The organism is Rhizobacter sp. P5_C2 (assembly GCF_054049715.1).
On sequence record NZ_JBFULV010000126.1, the window covers coordinates 1 to 17,050 of the forward strand.

At 69.8% G+C, this 17,050-nt stretch carries 17 protein-coding genes; 7 read left to right on the forward strand and 10 right to left on the reverse strand.

The features are described from left to right. From ACXJLU_RS29105 to ACXJLU_RS29115, 3 genes are all read right to left on the reverse strand, one after another. Positions 1-674 (reverse strand): RICIN domain-containing protein (locus ACXJLU_RS29105; RefSeq protein ID WP_457337021.1); only part of this gene is annotated, 674 nt, incomplete at its 3' end. A 115-nt stretch (positions 675-789) separates the two neighbouring features. Continuing rightward, positions 790-1,983, reverse strand: coding sequence for an HPP family protein (locus ACXJLU_RS29110; RefSeq protein ID WP_457337023.1), 1,194 nt, complete (start codon positions 1,981-1,983; stop codon positions 790-792). 84 nt (positions 1,984-2,067) lie between these two features. Next, positions 2,068-3,627: a DUF6055 domain-containing protein gene (locus tag ACXJLU_RS29115; protein WP_457337049.1), complete on the reverse strand. Its 1,560-nt coding sequence runs from the start codon at positions 3,625-3,627 to the stop codon at positions 2,068-2,070. A gap of 52 nt (positions 3,628-3,679) precedes the next feature. Between ACXJLU_RS29115 and ACXJLU_RS29120 the strand changes: the two genes are divergently transcribed. Then, a complete protein-coding gene (locus tag ACXJLU_RS29120) occupies positions 3,680-3,853 on the forward strand; it encodes a hypothetical protein (protein ID WP_457337051.1) in 174 nt (57 codons plus the stop codon). Then, the gene (locus ACXJLU_RS29125) at positions 3,834-4,139 is read left to right on the forward strand and encodes a hypothetical protein (protein ID WP_457337053.1); all 306 of its coding nucleotides are present in this window, start codon (positions 3,834-3,836) and stop codon (positions 4,137-4,139) included. The genes ACXJLU_RS29120 and ACXJLU_RS29125 overlap by 20 nt, the downstream gene beginning before the upstream one ends. A gap of 172 nt (positions 4,140-4,311) precedes the next feature. On the opposite strand, the gene ACXJLU_RS29130 is transcribed toward ACXJLU_RS29125, so the two are convergent. Then, positions 4,312-5,556 carry a YbfB/YjiJ family MFS transporter gene (locus ACXJLU_RS29130; protein WP_457337025.1) on the reverse strand — a complete coding sequence of 415 codons (1,245 nt, stop codon included), beginning with the start codon at positions 5,554-5,556 and terminating at the stop codon, positions 4,312-4,314. A gap of 81 nt (positions 5,557-5,637) precedes the next feature. On the opposite strand from ACXJLU_RS29130, the gene ACXJLU_RS29135 reads away from it, so the two are divergent. After that, complete coding sequence (locus ACXJLU_RS29135; RefSeq protein ID WP_457337027.1) at positions 5,638-6,498, forward strand: LysR family transcriptional regulator; 861 nt, start codon at positions 5,638-5,640, stop codon at positions 6,496-6,498. An 18-nt stretch (positions 6,499-6,516) separates the two neighbouring features. On the opposite strand, the gene ACXJLU_RS29140 is transcribed toward ACXJLU_RS29135, so the two are convergent. Further along, positions 6,517-7,008, reverse strand: a complete 492-nt coding sequence (locus ACXJLU_RS29140) for a VOC family protein (protein WP_457337029.1) — start codon at positions 7,006-7,008, stop codon at positions 6,517-6,519. 67 nt (positions 7,009-7,075) lie between these two features. Further along, positions 7,076-7,987 (reverse strand): helix-turn-helix transcriptional regulator, encoded by a 912-nt coding sequence (locus ACXJLU_RS29145; RefSeq protein ID WP_457337031.1) that lies wholly within the window; start codon positions 7,985-7,987, stop codon positions 7,076-7,078. 120 nt (positions 7,988-8,107) lie between these two features. Here ACXJLU_RS29145 and ACXJLU_RS29150 point away from each other — a divergent pair, with 120 nt between their 5' ends. Together ACXJLU_RS29150 and ACXJLU_RS29155 are read left to right on the forward strand one after the other, a co-directional pair. Then, positions 8,108-8,989, forward strand: a complete 882-nt coding sequence (locus ACXJLU_RS29150; protein WP_457337033.1) for an alpha/beta fold hydrolase — start codon at positions 8,108-8,110, stop codon at positions 8,987-8,989. A gap of 84 nt (positions 8,990-9,073) precedes the next feature. Further along, complete coding sequence (locus ACXJLU_RS29155; RefSeq protein WP_457337035.1) at positions 9,074-10,135, forward strand: sensor histidine kinase; 1,062 nt, start codon at positions 9,074-9,076, stop codon at positions 10,133-10,135. A 6-nt stretch (positions 10,136-10,141) separates the two neighbouring features. Here ACXJLU_RS29155 and ACXJLU_RS29160 read toward each other — a convergent pair whose 3' ends face one another. Together ACXJLU_RS29160 and ACXJLU_RS29165 are read right to left on the reverse strand one after the other, a co-directional pair. Next, a complete protein-coding gene (locus ACXJLU_RS29160) occupies positions 10,142-11,065 on the reverse strand; it encodes an NADP-dependent oxidoreductase (RefSeq protein ID WP_457337037.1) in 924 nt (307 codons plus the stop codon). 20 nt (positions 11,066-11,085) lie between these two features. Further along, entirely contained in the window at positions 11,086-11,550 is a 465-nt protein-coding gene (locus ACXJLU_RS29165; protein ID WP_457337039.1) for an ester cyclase, read from the reverse strand. A gap of 102 nt (positions 11,551-11,652) precedes the next feature. On the opposite strand from ACXJLU_RS29165, the gene ACXJLU_RS29170 reads away from it, so the two are divergent. Further along, complete coding sequence (locus ACXJLU_RS29170) at positions 11,653-12,564, forward strand: LysR family transcriptional regulator (protein WP_457337041.1); 912 nt, start codon at positions 11,653-11,655, stop codon at positions 12,562-12,564. A 22-nt stretch (positions 12,565-12,586) separates the two neighbouring features. Here ACXJLU_RS29170 and ACXJLU_RS29175 read toward each other — a convergent pair whose 3' ends face one another. Continuing rightward, on the reverse strand, positions 12,587-13,969 hold the full coding sequence (locus ACXJLU_RS29175; protein ID WP_457337043.1) for a virulence factor family protein: 1,383 nt from the start codon (positions 13,967-13,969) through the stop codon (positions 12,587-12,589). Beyond that, positions 13,966-16,566 carry a bifunctional lysylphosphatidylglycerol flippase/synthetase MprF gene (mprF, locus tag ACXJLU_RS29180; protein ID WP_457337045.1) on the reverse strand — a complete coding sequence of 867 codons (2,601 nt, stop codon included), beginning with the start codon at positions 16,564-16,566 and terminating at the stop codon, positions 13,966-13,968. Before mprF ends, ACXJLU_RS29175 begins: the two co-directional genes overlap by 4 nt. 162 nt (positions 16,567-16,728) lie before the next feature. On the opposite strand from mprF, the gene ACXJLU_RS29185 reads away from it, so the two are divergent. Then, positions 16,729-17,050 (forward strand): carbohydrate-binding protein (locus tag ACXJLU_RS29185; RefSeq protein WP_457337047.1); only part of this gene is annotated, 322 nt, incomplete at its 3' end.

Consider the following 17,050-nt stretch of genomic DNA (forward strand, 5'->3'; position numbering starts at 1 on the left):
GGGGCAGGTGCCGGTGCGGGGGCAGGTGCCGGCGCGGGGGCAGGCGCCGGCGCGGGGGCAGGCGCCGGCGCGGGAGCGGGAGCGGGAGCGGGTGCAGGCGTGTTGTCCAGCGCCAGGCGGAACGCCTGTTGCGCGTTGCCGGTCGTGCAGGTCGCCAGCGAGAACTCGGTGACGGCCACGCGGGTCGGTGCGGTCAGGCAGAGCTTGCCGTCATAGCTGGCCACTTGCGCGAGGGTCGTGCCCAGCGCGGCCAGGCGGAACTGCTGCGCCTTGCGGCCATTGCAGTTGTCGAGGTCGACGAACGCGCCCGACTTGCTGCCGCGCGCGGTCACGCACAGTCCCGAAGCCGGGTTCTTGATCAGCACCAGGTTGCTCGCGCTGTCGGACGACACCGGCATGAACTGGAACTTCTGCGCCGCGCCGGCATTGCAGGCGGCCAGCCGGATGTCCCAGCTCGAGGTCACCGTCTCGGTGCAGGCACCGAGCTTGTCGGCCACCAGCGTGCCGACCGTGGTCGTCAGCTTCTTCGGGCCTGCCGCCGCAGCCGCCTCGATCGTGCGCTGGCCCTGGGCATCGGCCAGGTCATCGGCGGCCGAGTTGTCGGCGTCGTTGCCGCCGCAGGCGGCGAGCAGGACGGCACTGGAGCAAGCCAGGCCGAGCATCATCTTGTTCATCGTTGGTTCCTTGTTGATCAGTGCGTCCGGAACGCACGCTCCACAGCAGGAACCCAGTACACATCACGCCCCCTCGCGTGTATATGCGCAAGGGGACAACAAACGTGAGCAACGGTCACATCGCGCCGTCGCGCGGCATGGCCAGGTGCGACAGGCAGATCTCGTAGAGCGCGCCGACCAGGTCGGTCTGCGTGACCATGCCGACCAGCTTGCGTTGCGCGTCGACCACCGGGATGTGGTGCAGCCCGACGTCGGCCATCAACGGCACCAGTTCGACCGCGGGGGTCGACGCGAAGGCGGTCTTCACCGGCGCGGTCATGATCTGCCCGACCACTTCATGCCGGTCCGAATGCGAGTTCGTGTTGCGCGCCAGGAAGGCGCGCAGCCGCCGCGCGATGTCGCGGCGGTCGTGCAGCTCGACTTGCGCCAGGAAATCCGATCGCGTGACGATGCCGATCACCTGCCGCGCCCGGTTGACCACCGGCAGCGCTTGCACCGCGTGCTGGTGCATCAGGTTCCAGGCCACGTCGAGCTCGGTCGCGAACTCGACGGTCAGCACGTCCTTCGACATCACGTCCTCGCAGCGCGCCTCGCCGAAGCGCCGCCGGAACGCCTGCATCTCGGTCTGGTGGAACAGCGATTCGAGGTCGTCGATGCCGATGTCGAGCACCTGGTCGTAGTCCTTCAGTGCCGCCTGCAGGTCGGCCGGTGTGAAGCCGAGCCGCTCGGTGGGCGGCCCGTCGGTCGTGCGGTGCACGTGCGACGCGTCGGCCTGCTGCGCATGCGGATAGCGGCGGCCCGTCGCGTTGTTGAAGAGCAGCGCGACACCGAGCAGCAGCAACGAATTGAGCGCGACCGGTGTCAGCACGAAGCCGTAGCCCGCGGCGTGCACGGTCGGCCCGCCGAGCACCGCCGTCAGCGCGACCGCGCCGCTCGGCGGGTGCAGGCAGCGCAGCGCGAACATCGCGGCGATCGCCAGGCAGATGGCCAATGCCGCCGCCAGCGACGGCGTCTCGATCAGCCGCGCGCACCCGACGCCGATCACTGCCGACACGATGTTGCCGCCCAGAATGGACCACGGCTGGGCCAAGGGGCTCGCAGGCACCGCGAACAGCAACACCGCCGATGCGCCCATCGGCGCGATCAGCGCGATGGCGCCAGGCGAGCCCTGCAGAACGAAGGCACTGAGCAGCCCGGTGGCCGCGATGCCCAGCAGCGCGCCGACCACGGCGCGGAGTCGCTCGCGACCGCTCACTGCGGCGCGCGCAGGAAGCCACGCACGCATCCAGGGAAGCAGCAAGGAATTCATCGGCGGTCGGCAAGGTCCGTTCAGATCGGAACCTCGGATTGTCGGCGAACACGCTGCGCCGGACCGCCCCGGATCAGCGCCGCATCAAGGCCGCCAGGTCAGCGTCGTCTTCGTGTTGATGTCGGTGGCCGAGCCGATGGTGGACGTCGCGTCGACGAACCCGGAGCGGTTGCCCGCACTGAGGTTGAGCCCCGCGCCACGGTACTCGACATCGCCATGCAGGTTCAGCGTGCCCGACGCGCCCTGCCCGGTCTCGAAGAAGCCCAGCGGGTAGAACGTGGTGCGCACCTCGGCCGCACCCGAGACCGTGAAGGCCGTGTTGCCCGAACCGAGCACGCTGAGCCCGCCGACGATGCCGCCGCTGACCGTGCCCTTGCTGACGATGGCCTGGTCTTCAATGCGCGCGGTGCCGCTGGCGCTGCCGCCCGGCAGGATGGTCGCGTACGGGCCGACGTACACCGTGGTCGGCGTGCTGGTGGGCGCGCAGCCGCCACCATTCGAATGGCGGGCCGTGCCCGACGGGCACGCATCGCGCTGCCCGTTCTGGAAGCCCTGCGGCCACGCGTTCGCCAGCTCGATCATGTACGGGTAGCGCCAGACCGTCTCGTACGCCTGGTCCCACACCACCGTCTTGAACACCGACGGCGTCGCGCTCACCACCAGGAACAGCGGCTCGCCGGCGTTCACCTTGAAGGTCAGGTCCGCGTCCAGCCCCTTCTGCAGCCCGCTGTAGCGCGCCGACGTGAACTGCGTGTTGGTGGCGACGAGGCCCCAGCGGAAGTCGGCGTCGGAACCGCTCTGGTTGACGCCGCGGAACTTCACCGTCACGGTCGTCGATCCGTTGGTCGGGTACAGCCGCACGACGTTGTAGCCGAAGCGCTGCGGTGCGCCGTAGAACGGCGACGCGAAGCGGCGGTTGGTCGCCCAGTTGCTGTCCAGCGCCTCCAGCGGCATCAGCCGGTGCAGGCGCTCCGCCCTGTCGGTCAGCGTGATGTTGCCGTAGGTGTTGCGGAAGGTGTCGGGCGTGGCCTTGTAGTCCCACACCACGTTGTGCATCGCCCAGTCGCCGATGAAGTCGTTGAGCTGCGGCAGCGTCCAGCCGCGCGACTTCTGGATGTTGGTCAGCGGGTCGGCGCCGGCCGTGGTCCAGATCTGCGTGACCGCGCCGGGGCCGTACTTGTCCTTCAGGAACTCCATGAACTGCCAGTTGCAGTAGCGGTCGCGCGTGGACCCGAGGTACAGGTGCGGCGCGTTCGGCAGCATCTCCGAGCAGTGCGCGTTGCCCTGGTACTCGGGCAGCTGGTGCGGCGTGAAGTTCGCGTGGCTCTCGAAGAGCCAGCCGCAGGTGTTCGACTGGTAGCACTCGAGGCCGCCGTTGTTGCCGGCCCAGGACTGCCAGCCGTGCGTGAACTCGTGCGTCAGGCCCCAGTGGTCCCTCAGCGCGGCCGGCGCGATCCACATGCCCAGGTGCAGGCCACGCGCGTTGTCGACCCAGGCGCCACCGGTCAGGCCCCAATCGGAATGGATGTGGATGGCCGGCTTGATCTTGTCCGTCTTGTTGAAGAACGGTTCGGGCATCAACAGGTTCGAGTTGAACAGGTTCTCCCAGACGGTGTTCTCGAGCGTGGTGGCCGCGAGGGTCAGGTCGGCGTCGGAGACGGTCTCGTCGGAATAGAACGCGAAGTGGGCCGACTCCTTGACGAGCTTGAAGCTGGCCTGCTCCGGGTTCGGGCCGCCGGCGCGCCAGGTGCCGGGCGTGACGGTGGGCTTCTCGGTGGTGCCGGGCGCGGCCCAGGTGGTCAGCGTGCTGCCTTGGTCGATCGCCGGAGTGGGGGCCGGAGCCGGAGCCGGTGCGGGCGTGGGAGCCTGAGCCGGAGCAGGAGCAGGCGTCGGTGCGGGTGCAGGAGCAGGGGCAGGTGCAGGCGCCGGAGCGGGTGCAGGAGCAGGCGTCGGTGCTGGGGCCGGCGCAGGGGTTGGGGCCGGCGCGGGCGCAGGGGTTGGTGCTGGTGCTGGTGCTGGGCTCGGTGCTGGTGCTGGTGCTGGGCTCGGTGCCGGTGCCGGCGCGGGAGCCGGTGCCGCCCCAACCGGCGCAGACGCCTCGTCGCCCGACGATCCGCCGCAGGCGGTCAAGCACAAGGACATCAGCAAGCTGCTGATCCCATGCGAACGGAGGGAAGCCTTTTTCATTCTGATCTTTCGCGGTCTCGAGCCAGTCCTCAAGGCAGCGCGATTCTGAGATGCACCCTGTGCGCAGGATTGACCGGCGAATGACGGAGATTTGCCGGTGTGCAACCAAACGTCAGCCACCGGCCGCAGGCCCTGCCCTCATCAAGCACGCAGCGGCCAGCGCCGCGCCATCGCGGCGTACAACACGATGCCGACCACCAACGCGGCCGCCGCCGCCGCCAGCGCCTGCTGGAAGCCTTGCGCCGGCGTCGCGCTGTGGTGCAGCAGCAGCGCCACCATCGGCGGCCCCGCGATCTGGCCGACACCGTAGGCGGCGGTCAGCAGGCCGGTGAAGCTGTCACCCGCAGCCGGCCATACGCGCCGCGCCTCTTGCAGCGCATAGAAGGTGATCGCAGTGAACGGCACGCCCAGCAGCAGGCTGCCCAGCGCAAAACCCGCCGCGCCCGGCCAGAACAGGCCCAGCGCGATCGCGGCGGCCTGCACCGCGTAGCAGCCGCCCAGCAACCAGCGGCGATCCCAGTGCGACGGCGTGCGGGTCGAGAGCACCGCACCGGCCGTGACCCCGGCGCCGAACATCGGCCAGAACAGGTCGGGCCAGGCGGAGCCGGCGGGCAGCACGGCCCGCGCGATCACCGGCAGGAAGGTGGCGGTGACGATGTAGCCCAGACCTGCCAGGCCGTATGCCGCCGTCAGCAGCGCACGCTCGGCACGCGGTGGCGCAGGTTGCGCAGCGGCAGCCGGCGCCGCCGTGCTGCGCGGCGCGGCAGCACCCTGCACCACCGGCCACACCAGCGCGCACAGCGCGGTGGCCAGCAGACCGAACACCGCCCAGCCGGCGGCCGCCCGCCACTCCAGCGCCACCATCGCGCTGGCCGACAGCCCGCTCAGCGTGATGCCCAGCCCCGGCCCGCAGAAGATCAGCCCGCCCATCGCCGGGCGGCCCAGCGCCACCAGCCGCCCCATGCACCAGCCCGACACGTTGACGAAGACCACCGCGCTCGCCACCCCGGCCACCAGCCGCAGCGCAGGCCAGCTGCCGCTGAAGGGCAGCGCCATGCCGAGTGCCAGCAACGCCGTGGCGACCAGCCCGCTACGCGCGAGTGCCGCGGCACCCGGCACCCTGCCGCTGCGCCGGGCCAGCCACGGCAGCGCCATGCAGGCCAGCGCGCCGAGCAGGTAGCCGACGTAGTTGGCAGTGGCCAGCCAGCTGCCGCCGGCCAGGTCGACCACGCCGTCGTGCAACATCATCGGCAGCAGCGGCGTGAAAGCGAAACGGCCGATGCCCATCGCCGAGGCCAGCGCCGCCATGCCGGCCAGGGCCACCAGCATCGGGCGGTCGCGCAGCGCGGTGGAAGCAACGGAAGAAGAAGACAGCTCGTGTTCCATGCGGTTGCCGCCGGGGTGGGCGGTGGTTTATCATCTTGTTTCGCGATTCTATTTTCAAAATCAATCTCGAAACAAGAATTCATGGACCTGGTGGCGCTGGAGATCTTTTGCACCGTGGCCCGCGAGGGCAGCGTGACCCGTGCGGCCGAGGTGCTGCAGCGTGCGCAGTCGAGCGTGACCACCCGGGTGCAGCAGCTCGAGGAAGACCTGGGCGTGACGCTCTTCCTGCGTGAAGGCCGGCGCATGGCGCTGACGGCCGAGGGCGAGACGCTGCAGGGCTACGCGATGCGGCTGCTGGCGCTGGCCGACGAAGCCCGGCAGGCGCTGCTGCCGGGTCGCCCGGGCGGCCGCCTGCGGCTGGGTTCGATGGAGAGCACCGCGGCAAGCCGCCTGCCCGGCCCGCTGGCCCGGCTGCATGCGCGCTGGCCCGACGTTCAACTGGAGCTGCGCACCGGGCCGACACGGGCGCTGGTCGATGCCGTGGCCGCCCATGCGATCGACTGCGCGCTGGTGGCGCTGCCGGCGCCCGGCATCGACGCCCTGCCCCCCGCGCTGGAGGCCGCGCCGGTCTTCACCGAATCGCCGCTGCTGGCGCTCCCGCCCGGGCACCCGCCGGTGCGCAGCGCGGCCGACCTGCAGGTCGCGACGCTGGCCGCCTTTGCGCCGGGCTGCACCTACCGGCAGATCGGCGAAACGTGGATGACGCGCGACGGCGCCGGCCCGCGCGTGCTGGAGCTGGCCTCGTACCACGCGATCCTGGCCTGCGTGGCCGGCGGCCACTGCGCGGGCGTGGTGCCGCGCTCGGTGCTGGCGCTGATGGCCGCGCCGCCGGCGCTGCGGCTGGTGCCGCTGCAGGACTGCGACACCGTGCTGCTGCAGCGGCGCGGCTACCGCTCGGCCGCGCTCGAGGCGCTGTGGGCCGAACTGGCCGCGGCGCGCTGAACGCCGATCGGCGATGCGCTAGCCGCGCCGCGCGGCCTCGATCGCGGCGACGTCGATCTTGCCCATCTTCATCATCGCTTCGAACACGCGCTTCGACACCGCGCGATCGGGGTCCGAGAGGGCCTCGATGAGCACGCGCGGGGTGATCTGCCACGACAGGCCCCACTTGTCCTTGCACCAGCCGCAGGCGCTTTCCTGGCCGCCGTTGCCGACGATCGCGTTCCACAGGCGATCGGTCTCGGCCTGGTCGTCGGTCGAGACCTGGAACGAGAACGCCTCGGTGTGCTTGAACATCGGCCCGCCGTTCAGGCCCAGGCACGGGATGCCCAGCACGGTGAATTCGACGGTCAGGATGTCGCCCTGCTTGCCGTCCGGAAAATCGCCCGGTGCGCGCGCCACCGTGCCGACCGCGCTGTCGGGAAAGACCTCGGCGTAGAAGCGCGCCGCCTCCAGGGCCGTGCCGTCGTACCAAAGACAGATCGTGTTCTTCGGGATCTTCTTGCTGGGCATGTTCATCTCCTGTGAAGGGGGCGGAAAGAATACTCGCCCCGGACGACGCGGCAACCCGCGTGCCCACTCAGCCCGCAGTGCGAATCGACCGGGCGCCCTTGAGCAATTTCCGGTCGCCGCGCCGGTACTCGCCCGGCGTGCAACCGACATCGCGCTGGAAGGTGCGGGTGAAGTTCGACAGGTCGGACCAGCCCGCTTCGTAGGCGACCGAGGTCACCGGCTGCGCCGTGTCGCGCAACAGCGCGATCGAGCGCAGCAGGCGGATGCGCATCAGGTACTGGTGCGGCGTGACACCGATGGAGCGCTTGAAGATGCGCATCAGGTGGAAGGTGCTCAGCCCGACCGCGGCGGCCACGTCGTCCAGCGTCAGCGGTTCTCCCGCGCGACGCTCGATGCAGTGCGCGGCAGCCAGCGCACGCTCGTCCTGCCGAGGCAGCGCCGCGGGCGCCGCGCCGTCGTCGAGCGCCCCGCGGACGATGCCGATCACCCTCAGCGCCGCTTCCTCGAGCGCGAAGCCCTCGCCGCCATCGACACCCAGCGAGCCCAGCAGCGCGGACACCCGGGGCGACGGCGGCAGCGCGGCACGGCCGAAGCGCAGGCTCGACCCCGCGAGGCCCAGGGCACTGAACACGTCGTCCAGCGCCCGCTCCGAGATCGACAGCACCACGCAGTCGTCGCCCAGCCCGTCGCCCTGTTCATGCGAACAGACGTAGCCTTCGCCGCGGTTGCCCAGCATCAGCCAGCCGGCGCCGAGCAGCGCGCGCCCGGCGCGGGTGCGGTAGCTCAAGGTGCCGCGCTCGACGAGCGTCACCGAGAACGCCTGGTGTTCCTCGTCGCGCGGCCGCTCATCCGCACCGGCGCGGCATTCGCAGCGCATCAGGTGCAGGCCGCATGCGCCGCGCAACGGGCGGTAGTTGCGGTCGGCATGGCGGTCGGCATTGCGGTCGGCCAACAGGCCTTCGGACAGAGCAGCAGACATGGCGTGCCGGCGTTGTGGATTCGCATCGATTCTAGGAGCCGGGCGACAGCAGTTTTTGCCAAGCCGGCCGCGCCGCCGCTGCCTACGCTGCGCACTCACCAACCCACCAGGAGCACACCCGTGTCCATCACCATCACCTCGAAAGAATTCGAAGCGCAACGCCAGTACGTCGACACGCCCTCCGGCCGCATCGCGTACGTGGCACAGGGCCGCGGCCCGGTCGCACTGTTCGTGCATGGCGTGCTGGTCAACGGCTACCTGTGGCGCCACCAGCTCGCCCACCTGGGCGCGACGCGGCGCTGCATCGCCGTCGACCTGCTCGGCCACGGCGCCACCGAGATTGATCCGGCGCAGGACGTGTCGTCAACCGCCAACGCGACGATGCTGGCGCAGTTTCTGGATGCACTGAAGATCAGCGCGGTCGACCTGGTGGGCAACGACAGCGGCGGCGGCATGGCGCTGATCTTCGCGGCCCACCATCCGCAACGCGTGCACAGCCTGACGCTGACCGATTGCGACACGCACGACAACTGGCCGCCCGAAGCGTTCAAGCCCTTTCTGGCGTTGTCCGCCTCCGGCGGCCTGCGCGGCGCTTTGGAAACCATGCTCGCCGACAAGAACTTCTACCGCTCGGCCAACGCGCTGGGCCCGGCGTATGAAGACGCGACGAAGGTGGAAGACGCCACCATCGAGATGTACCTGCGCACGCACCTGGCCAGCGAGCAGCGCACGAACGACCTGAAGCGCTTCCTGGCCGCCTTCGACTGCTCGCACACCGTGGCCGTCGAATCCCGGCTCAAGACGCTGCGGGCGCCGACCCTGATCGTGTGGGGCACCGATGACGTGTACTTCGACCTGAAGTGGTCGCACTGGCTGGCCGAGACGATCCCCGGCACGCGCAAGCGCGTGGAGTTCGCCGGCGCGCGGCTGTTCCTGCCGGAAGAGCGCTGGGCGGCGTTCAACGACGAACTGCGCGCGCATTGGCTGGCCAGCGAACGCTGAACTCGCAGGCCGAAGAACGGGTGGTAGGCTCCATGACCATCGGAGCCCACCATGAATTTCCGCCGCACTGCCGGAGCACCCTCGATGAGCACGACGAGGCGGGGCATCTTCATGCACATCCGCGACGTCATCCGGCGCAATCCGATCCTGCTTCCGGTGGCCTTCGTCGCGGCCTTGTCCACGGTGCTGATCGGCGAAAGCTCCTACTGGCAATCGACCGGTGTGCTGGAACAGCTCAGCGCGCTGCGATCGGGCAAGACGAGCCTGCAGGAGCTGCGCACGACGGCGCTCGACAGCCAGGCGGACATCCATCGCACGCTGCTGCTCAACCGGCTCGGCGCGGGCGCGTTGAGCGCCGCGGGCCTGGTGGTGCTGTTCATGTACCTGCGCCAGGGCCTGGCGCTCGAGCAGGAGAAGGAACGCATCAAGCAGGAGCTTCAGCGCGTGGTGCAGATCGAACGCGAGCGCCTCGAAGTCGAGGTGGCCCTGCGCACGGCCCAGCTCGTCAAGCTGACCCACCACATCGAGACGGCGCGTGAAGAAGAACGCGCCCGGCTGGCCCGCGACCTGCATGACGAGATGGGGGCGCTGCTCATCTCGGCCAAGCTCGATGCCGCACGCATCAAGCCCCGCCTGATCGAGAGCGCGCCCGAAGCGGTCGAGCGCCTGGCGCACCTGGTCGAGATGCTCAACAAGGGCATCGCGCTGAAGCACAACATCATCGAGAACCTGCGACCGTCGAGCCTGAGCAACCTGGGGCTGGCCGTCACGCTCGACATCCTGGTGCACGATTTTGCCGAGCGCTCCGGCATCAAGGTGCATTGCGCGCTGTCGGTGGTGCAGCTCGAGCCGGCCGCGGAGCTGGTGGTCTACCGCGTCGTGCAGGAAGCCGTCACGAACATCAGCAAGTACGCCAAGGCAACAAACCTCTGGGTCGACCTGGTGTCCAGCGACGGCGTGGTGGAGTTGACGGTGCGAGACGACGGCGTCGGCTTCGACACCAGCGCGCCGTCGACCTCGGCCTATGGCCTGCTCGGGATGCGCTTCCGCGTCGAAGCCGAGCACGGAACGCTCGTCGTGACGGCGGCACCGGGGCAAGGCACGACGATCCAGGTGCGCTTGCCGGAGCGTGTCATCGAGAGTTGACCGTTCTCATCGCGCGGCCCGCACGATCACCTTGCCGCGAGCGTGCCCTGCAGCGACCTGCTCCAACGCCGCGCGCGCGTCGTCGAGCGGGTGGATGGTGTCCAGCACGATCTGCAAGCGCTTGTCCTTGAACCACTGCAGGATCTTGTCCAGCGTGGTGGCGTCGTGGTTGAAGAACACGAACGACCCCTGTCGACGCCCCCGTGCCTGGATGGCGAAGTCGACGGTGCTCACCACGGCGCCGGTGGCCGAGAGCACCTGCCAGGAGCGTTCGAGCGTCTCGCCGCCGATCGTGTCGATGACCAGGTCCACCTCGCGCACCACGGCAGAGAAATCCTGGTGCTGGTAGTCGATCACTTCATCGGCGCCCAGTTCCTTGGCCAGGCCGACGTTGCGCGCTGAAGCGGTCGCTATGACATGCGCCTTCGCCCGCTTCGCAAATTGCACCGCGAAGCTGCCGACACCCCCCGCGGCCGCATGGATCAGCACGCGCTGACCCGCCTGCAAACCGCCCTCGCCGAACAGCGCCCGCCAAGCCGTGCCCGCAGCGGTCGGCAACGCCGCGGCTTGTTCGAAGCTCATGTCGGCCGGCATCGGACTCAAGGCCTGGACGGGGATGATCGCGGTCTGCGCAAACGCGCCGCCGACCGTCGGCTCCAGCCGACCCACGACGCGGTCGCCAGGCTTGAACCGGTCGACACCCGGGCCGGCTTGCTCCACCACGCCGGCCAGATCGGTCCCCAGCGTGTAGGGCAGGTTCACCGGAAAGACCTGCTGCATGTGGCCGGCCAGCATCTTCAGGTCCAGCGGATTCACGCTGGCCGCTTCGATGCGGACGGACACCTGCCCTGGACCCGGACCGGCCAACGGGATGTTCTCGAGCACGGACTGGCTCGGATGGCCGAATGCGTGAATGCGAAGTGCTTTCATGGTGGATGCTCCCTGAGGCCTCAGTCGTTGCCGAAGGCGGGAAATTCGCCGAGCTGCAGGAACAACCCGAACCAGTCCTCCAGGTGCCAGGTGCGCTTGATTCGCGTGCCCTCGAATTCATGGAACTCGTGGATGCGGAAGCTGACCTTCCTGCCGGTCGCGGCAATGCCGAACAGGGGCCCGCGGTGGGTGCCGGTGATCTCGGCACGAACCGCGGCGCGGTCTTCGCCCATCAGGATGTCGTGGACCGCGATGTGCACGTCGGGCAGCGCCGCCACGACGCTGCGGATGATCGGCTTCAGACCCTCCGGCCCCGGACCCTGGCCGGGGGCCAGCGGGATGTCGTCCCAGTCGGCCGTGACGGCGAGATCCATCAGGTCGGGATCGTGGTCGCTGAAGGCCCGGTACAGCAGCTCGACGGCGTGGCGCCGAGCCTGGTCGTGGGAGTCGTGGGAGTCGTGGGAGATAGGGTTCGAGCTGCTCATGTTGAAGACCCTCTGAGGGCCGTCCGTGAAGTGATGAGCGAAGTCTCGGTGTCGGTCTATCATCTGTCCAACAAATGGCTTGTATATATGAGTATTTGATTCATGGATTTTCATGGCATCGACCTGAACCTGCTGGCGGCCTTTGATGCGCTGATGGACGAGCGCAACGTGACCCGCGCGGCGGTGCGCGTGGGCGTCAGCCAACCGGCGATGAGTGCCGCGCTGTCGCGCCTGCGATCGCTGTTCGACGATCCGCTGTTCCTGCGCAGTGCGGAAGGCCTGTTGCCGACGCCGCGTGCCAGGGATCTCGCCGGACCGGTGTCGACGGCATTGCGGCAGTTGGAGCTCGTGCTGGTGAAAAAGCCCGAGTTCGCCCCGGCCGAGGCGGTACTGGATTTCACCGTCGGCTTGTCGGATTACCCGGCCTTCGTGCTGTTGCCGGCGTTGGTGAATGCGCTGGAGAAGAAGGCCCCCGGCGTATCGCTGCGCGTGCACAGTTTCTCGAGCCGGGACAGTGCCGTCGACCTGCTCGACGCCGGCACCATCGACGCGGCCGTCGGCGTCCCACCCACCCAGGCGGAAAGCAGGATCCTGACGCGTCCCATCCTGCGCGACGAGTTCGTCACGATCGTTCGCCGCGACCACCCGAGCGCCCGGCGCGGCATGAGCATGAAGGCCTTCCTGTCGCTGTCTCACGTGCTCGTCTCCCCGGAGGGAGACCGCCATGGGCTGGTGGACGAAGCCCTTGCCCAGGTGGGCAAGCGCCGCAGGCTGGCGCTGACCTTGCCTCAGATGTTCGCGGCACCGGCCGTGGTCGCCCGGACCGACATGACGGCCACGGTCATGAAGCGCGTGGCCCTGCACTCGGCGGCGCGTCGCAACCTGGCCCTGTTCCCGCCGCCGGTCGCGTTGCCCGAGGTGGTCTTCGACCTCCTCTGGCACCGGCGCAACGACACGCATCCGGCCCAGATGTGGCTCAGAGGACTTCTGGAGTCACTCGCGCAGACGCTGTGAACAGGCGCCGGGCGGTGGACGACTACTTCGCCGCCCCGACGATCAGCCGCGCGAGCTTCTGGTACTCGCCACCGAAGTGGTGGTCGCCCTTCATCAGCAGCACGCGTGCATGCGCCGGCGCGAGCTTCGGGCACAGCGAATCGCGCTCGCGGTCGCCCTGCACGCACAAGGTGTCGGCGGCCGACAGCCGGCGCGCCTCCGGCAGGATCGGCTTGTCGCCGCTCGGGCCCAGCCAGTTGCTGAAGTGGAATTCGAACGACGCCTGTTGCGCCAGCCCCAGCAACGCGGTGAGCCGCACCGTCGCGCGCGTCGCGGCCGGCAGCCGGTTGACGGCGAACGGCAGCACGTCGGCGCCCTGCGAGTAGCCGATCAGGATCACCTCGGAGCGCTGCCAGCGCGCCGCGTAGTAGCGGATCAGCCGGTCCAGATCGGCGGCCAGTCCTTCGGGCGTGCGGGCCTTCCAGAAGTAGCGCAGCGAATCGAAGCCGGCCACTGGTATGCCCTGCGCCGCGAGCGCGGCCGCCAGTTCCTTGTCGATGCCAGCCCAGCCGCCGTCACCGGACAGCAGCACCGCAAAGCGCTTGCCGGCACCGGCCACCGGCACCTCGACCATCGGCAGGTCGGCCAGTTGCTCGGGCGCGGGCGGCTCCGCCGGTGATGTCGTTAGCTGTGCCGCGGTGAGCTGCGCATAGGCCGTCGCGAACGCGTTGGGGCCATCGGCGACCCAGCGTGCCTTCGGCACCTGTTGCACGAAGGCCTGCACGCTGTCGGCCGAGCATGCGGCGCCCGGCACCGCGGCCCATGGGGTGGCCAGCGTCGTCGCGGGCAGCAGGTCGAAGCCGGCGGCATTGGACACGCCGGCAGCCGTCCACCGCAGCCCGTTCGTCGCGCACAGCGGCGTCTTCAACGCCAACCTCGGGCAGAACCCGACCGACAGCGCCGACGAGAAGCTCCCCGCCGGCGCCTGCGCCAACACGCCATACGCGAACGGCGCCGCCGCACCGGTACCCACCAGCATCGGCAGCCGGTAACCCGGCACCTGCTCGTAGGCCTGCAGGTGGCGCGACAGGTTCTCGAAGGCACCGGCTGCATAGGTGCAGGTGCCGTCCTGCTTCTCCAGCCGCTTGTAGAACGGCGCCAGCGGCACGGCGGCCACCAGCGCGCCGCCGTCCACCATGCGGTCGATGGCCTGCTGCTCGGTGGCATCGGGCGCATCGTTGGCCGACAGCATGAACACGAACTGCTGCACCGTGCCCGCCGGCTTGAACAAGCGCACGTCGTTGAACAGGCCGTGCGCCACCGTGCCGGGCGCCGTCTGCATCGGCTTCGGCCGCGCCTGGGCGTGGCAGGGCGCCGCGGCCTGCGCGAGCAGCAGGCCGGCCCCGATCGCGAGGATTCGCTTCATCGGCCGATCGCTCCCTTGATGCCGCCGCCGATCAGCGCGGCCACGTCGGCCAGGATGAACACCGGCGCCAGCCCGGGCGGCGCGGCCAGGTAGCGTGCCTCCCAGTCGGGCTCGAACTTGTCCTTGAAGTTGTGCAGCCCGCGGAAGTTGTAGAAGCGGTCGCCGTGCTCGAACAACAGCCGCCCGAGCCGCTGCCAGCGCGGCGCGCGGCGGCGCTCGGCCATACCGGCCATCGGCGACATGCCGAGCCCGAAGCGCTCGTAGCCCTCGGCTTGCAGGTGCAGCATGATCTTCGCGAACAGGAAATCCATCGTGCCGGGCGGTGCGTCGGGCAGGTGGCGCATCAGGTCGAGGCTCGCATCCTTGCGGGCATCGGTGGTCAGCAGGTTGGCGAACGCCAGGACGCGGTCCTCGCGCCGCACGATCGCCACCGGCAGCCGCTGCACGTAGTCGGCATCGAAGCGCCCGACCGAGAAGCTCTTCTCGCGGCCGCGCTGCTCGGCCAGCCAGGCGTCGGAGACCTGCTTCAGCTGCGGCAGCAGCGCCGCCACGCCATCGGCCGGCACCACCTCGAACACCAGCCCCTCGCGCTCGCCGCGGTTCACGCCGGTGCGCAGGTTGGCGCGCTTCGCGCCCTTCAGGCTGAAATCGGGCAGCGGCACGTTGGCGTACTCGCCGAGCTTCAGCGCGTGCAGGCCGCAATCGAGGTACAGCGGCAGCGTGGCCGGGCGCACCTGGTAGAACGCGGCGCGCCCGCCGTGGTCGTTGGCCCGCTCGATGAACTGCCACACCAGGTCGGGCCATTCGCGCGCGTCGCCGAACGGGCCGTACAGCGAGACCCACGAGCGCCCCTGCTTGCCGAACATCAGGAAGCTGCGGCCGGACGGCGAGAACATCAGGTGCTTGTCGCCGACCAGCACATGGCAGCCGTCGGACGACGGGTTGGCGCGCACGATCGCGGCGGCCCGCTCGATCTCCTCGGGCGTCGTGACGGCCACGTCGCCGGCCGGCGGCCGCAGCAGCTGCCACAGGCCGTAGGCCAGCGCGATCAGCGCGACGCCGGTCAGCGCGCGCAGCGAACGCGGCGCCTGGCCGTCGAGCTCGAACTGCCACCACAGCCGGTTGCTGTAGCCGACCTCGCGGTACGCGAAGAACAGCACCCACACGCAGGCGAGCAGCACGCCGCCGAGCGCCAGCAGCCACTCGGGCTCGAGGCGTTGCGAGAACAGCGACGAGCGCCGGTCGAACTGGTTGCGCGAGATGATCAGCAGCAGCGCCAGCGTGCTCAGCATCGCGGCCTCGGTGACCGCGATGCCCTTGGGCAGCGCCAGCACCGCGGCGATCAGCGACAACACCAGGGCGCCCCACCAGGCGGCGTCGAGCTGGTGCAGCAGCCCGCGCGCCACCAGCAGCAGGCCCAGCCCGGCCACGCTGCCCAGGAAGTGCGATGCCTCGATCAGCGGCAGCGGCACGTGCAGGTGCGCGAGGATCTCGCGCGCGTCTTCGGTGAATGGCGTCACGCCGGAGACCATCAGCCAGAGCCCGGCGACCAGCGTCAGCGCGGCCATCAGCCGCGGGCTCAGGTGCACCGCCATGCGGCCGACCGGCGCGGCGACGCCGGAGCGCAGCTCGTAGGTCGCCAGCATGCCGGTGGCCAGCACCAGCGGCAGCACGTAGTAGATGCCGCGGTTGAGCAGCAAGGCGCCCAGCATCACGTCGCTGGGCACGCTGCCGCCGCTGGCCAGCAGCATCACCGCCTCGAACACGCCGACGCCGCCCGGCACGTGGCTGATGATGCCGGCGGTGACGGCGATGGCATAGAACGCGATGAAGGTCGGCAGCGCGAGGTGCTGGCCCGGCAGCAGGAACCACAAGGCCGCGGCCGAAGCGCACAGCTCGAGCGCCGAGATCACCAGCTGGCGCAGTGCGAGTTCGGCGGTCGGCAGGCGCATGCTCCAGCGGCCGATGCGCAGGCCGCGGCGCTTCGTGCACAGCCAGATGAAGCCGGCCAGCCCGACCAGCAACACCGCCGACAGCAGGCGCAGCAGCAGCGGCGGGGTGTGCAGCAGGCCGCCGACCTCGTCGGCGCCCCACAGCAGGCCGAGCGCACCGAACGCCGCCATGCCGAGCCCGAAGGCGACTGCATTGAACGCGATCACCTTGCCGATCTGCGAGGGCTCCAGCCCGGCCGCGGTGTACAGCCGCATGCGCACCGCGCCACCCGACAGCGGCCCGAGCCCGATCGTGTTGGACAGCGCATAGGCGACGAACGAGGTCAGCAGCACGGTGGCCCGCGCGACCCGTGCACCGGCGTACTGCAGCGACGAGCTGTCGTAGCCGGTGAGCGCGAGGTAGCTGAGCGCGGTGGCGATCAGCGCGAGGCCGATGCTCGAGGCCGGCGTGGTGGCCACCGCCGCCATCACCGCGCTGTAGTGCACCTGCAGCAGCAGCTGGCGCAGCGCGAGGCCGACGGCCAGCGCGAGGCCGAGCGCGATGGCGCCCAGCAGCCAGGGTCGCAGCCGCGGCCACCGGTCGCCCCACAGGGCCAGCGCAGACTTGGGAAGAACGAGGGTGGGGTCCAGCGAGGACTCGGACACGGTTCGAAAAATGCGCGGTGGTGGAGACGCGGCTATTGGATCGCGTTTTCTGCCTCGCGGGCACAAACCATTACCACTTTCATCCCTCAAGTGGTACTCAAATGGTATTGCAGCGGCTAGAGTCCCGATCGCCGTACCGACCCGCCCACTCGGAGACCCTCCATGTCCGTCCACAGCCCCTTTTCCAGTCCGCGTTCGAACCAGATGCGCTTGCTCAGCGCCTTCGCCGCGGTCCTCGTCACCGCCACGGCCCAGGCCGCCAGCTACCCCGCCTGGAAGGCCGACACCTTCTACGCCGCCGGGTCGCTGGTGACCTACAACGGCCGCAACTACCGGGCGACGGTGGCGCAGACCGACTACGCGAGCACCGGCTGGAACCCGACGACCACCAGCCTGTGGACCGACATCGGAGCAGCCGACGGCCCGGCTCCCGCACCTGCCCCCGCGCCGACCCCTGCGCCTGCGCCGGCCCCCGCACCAACGC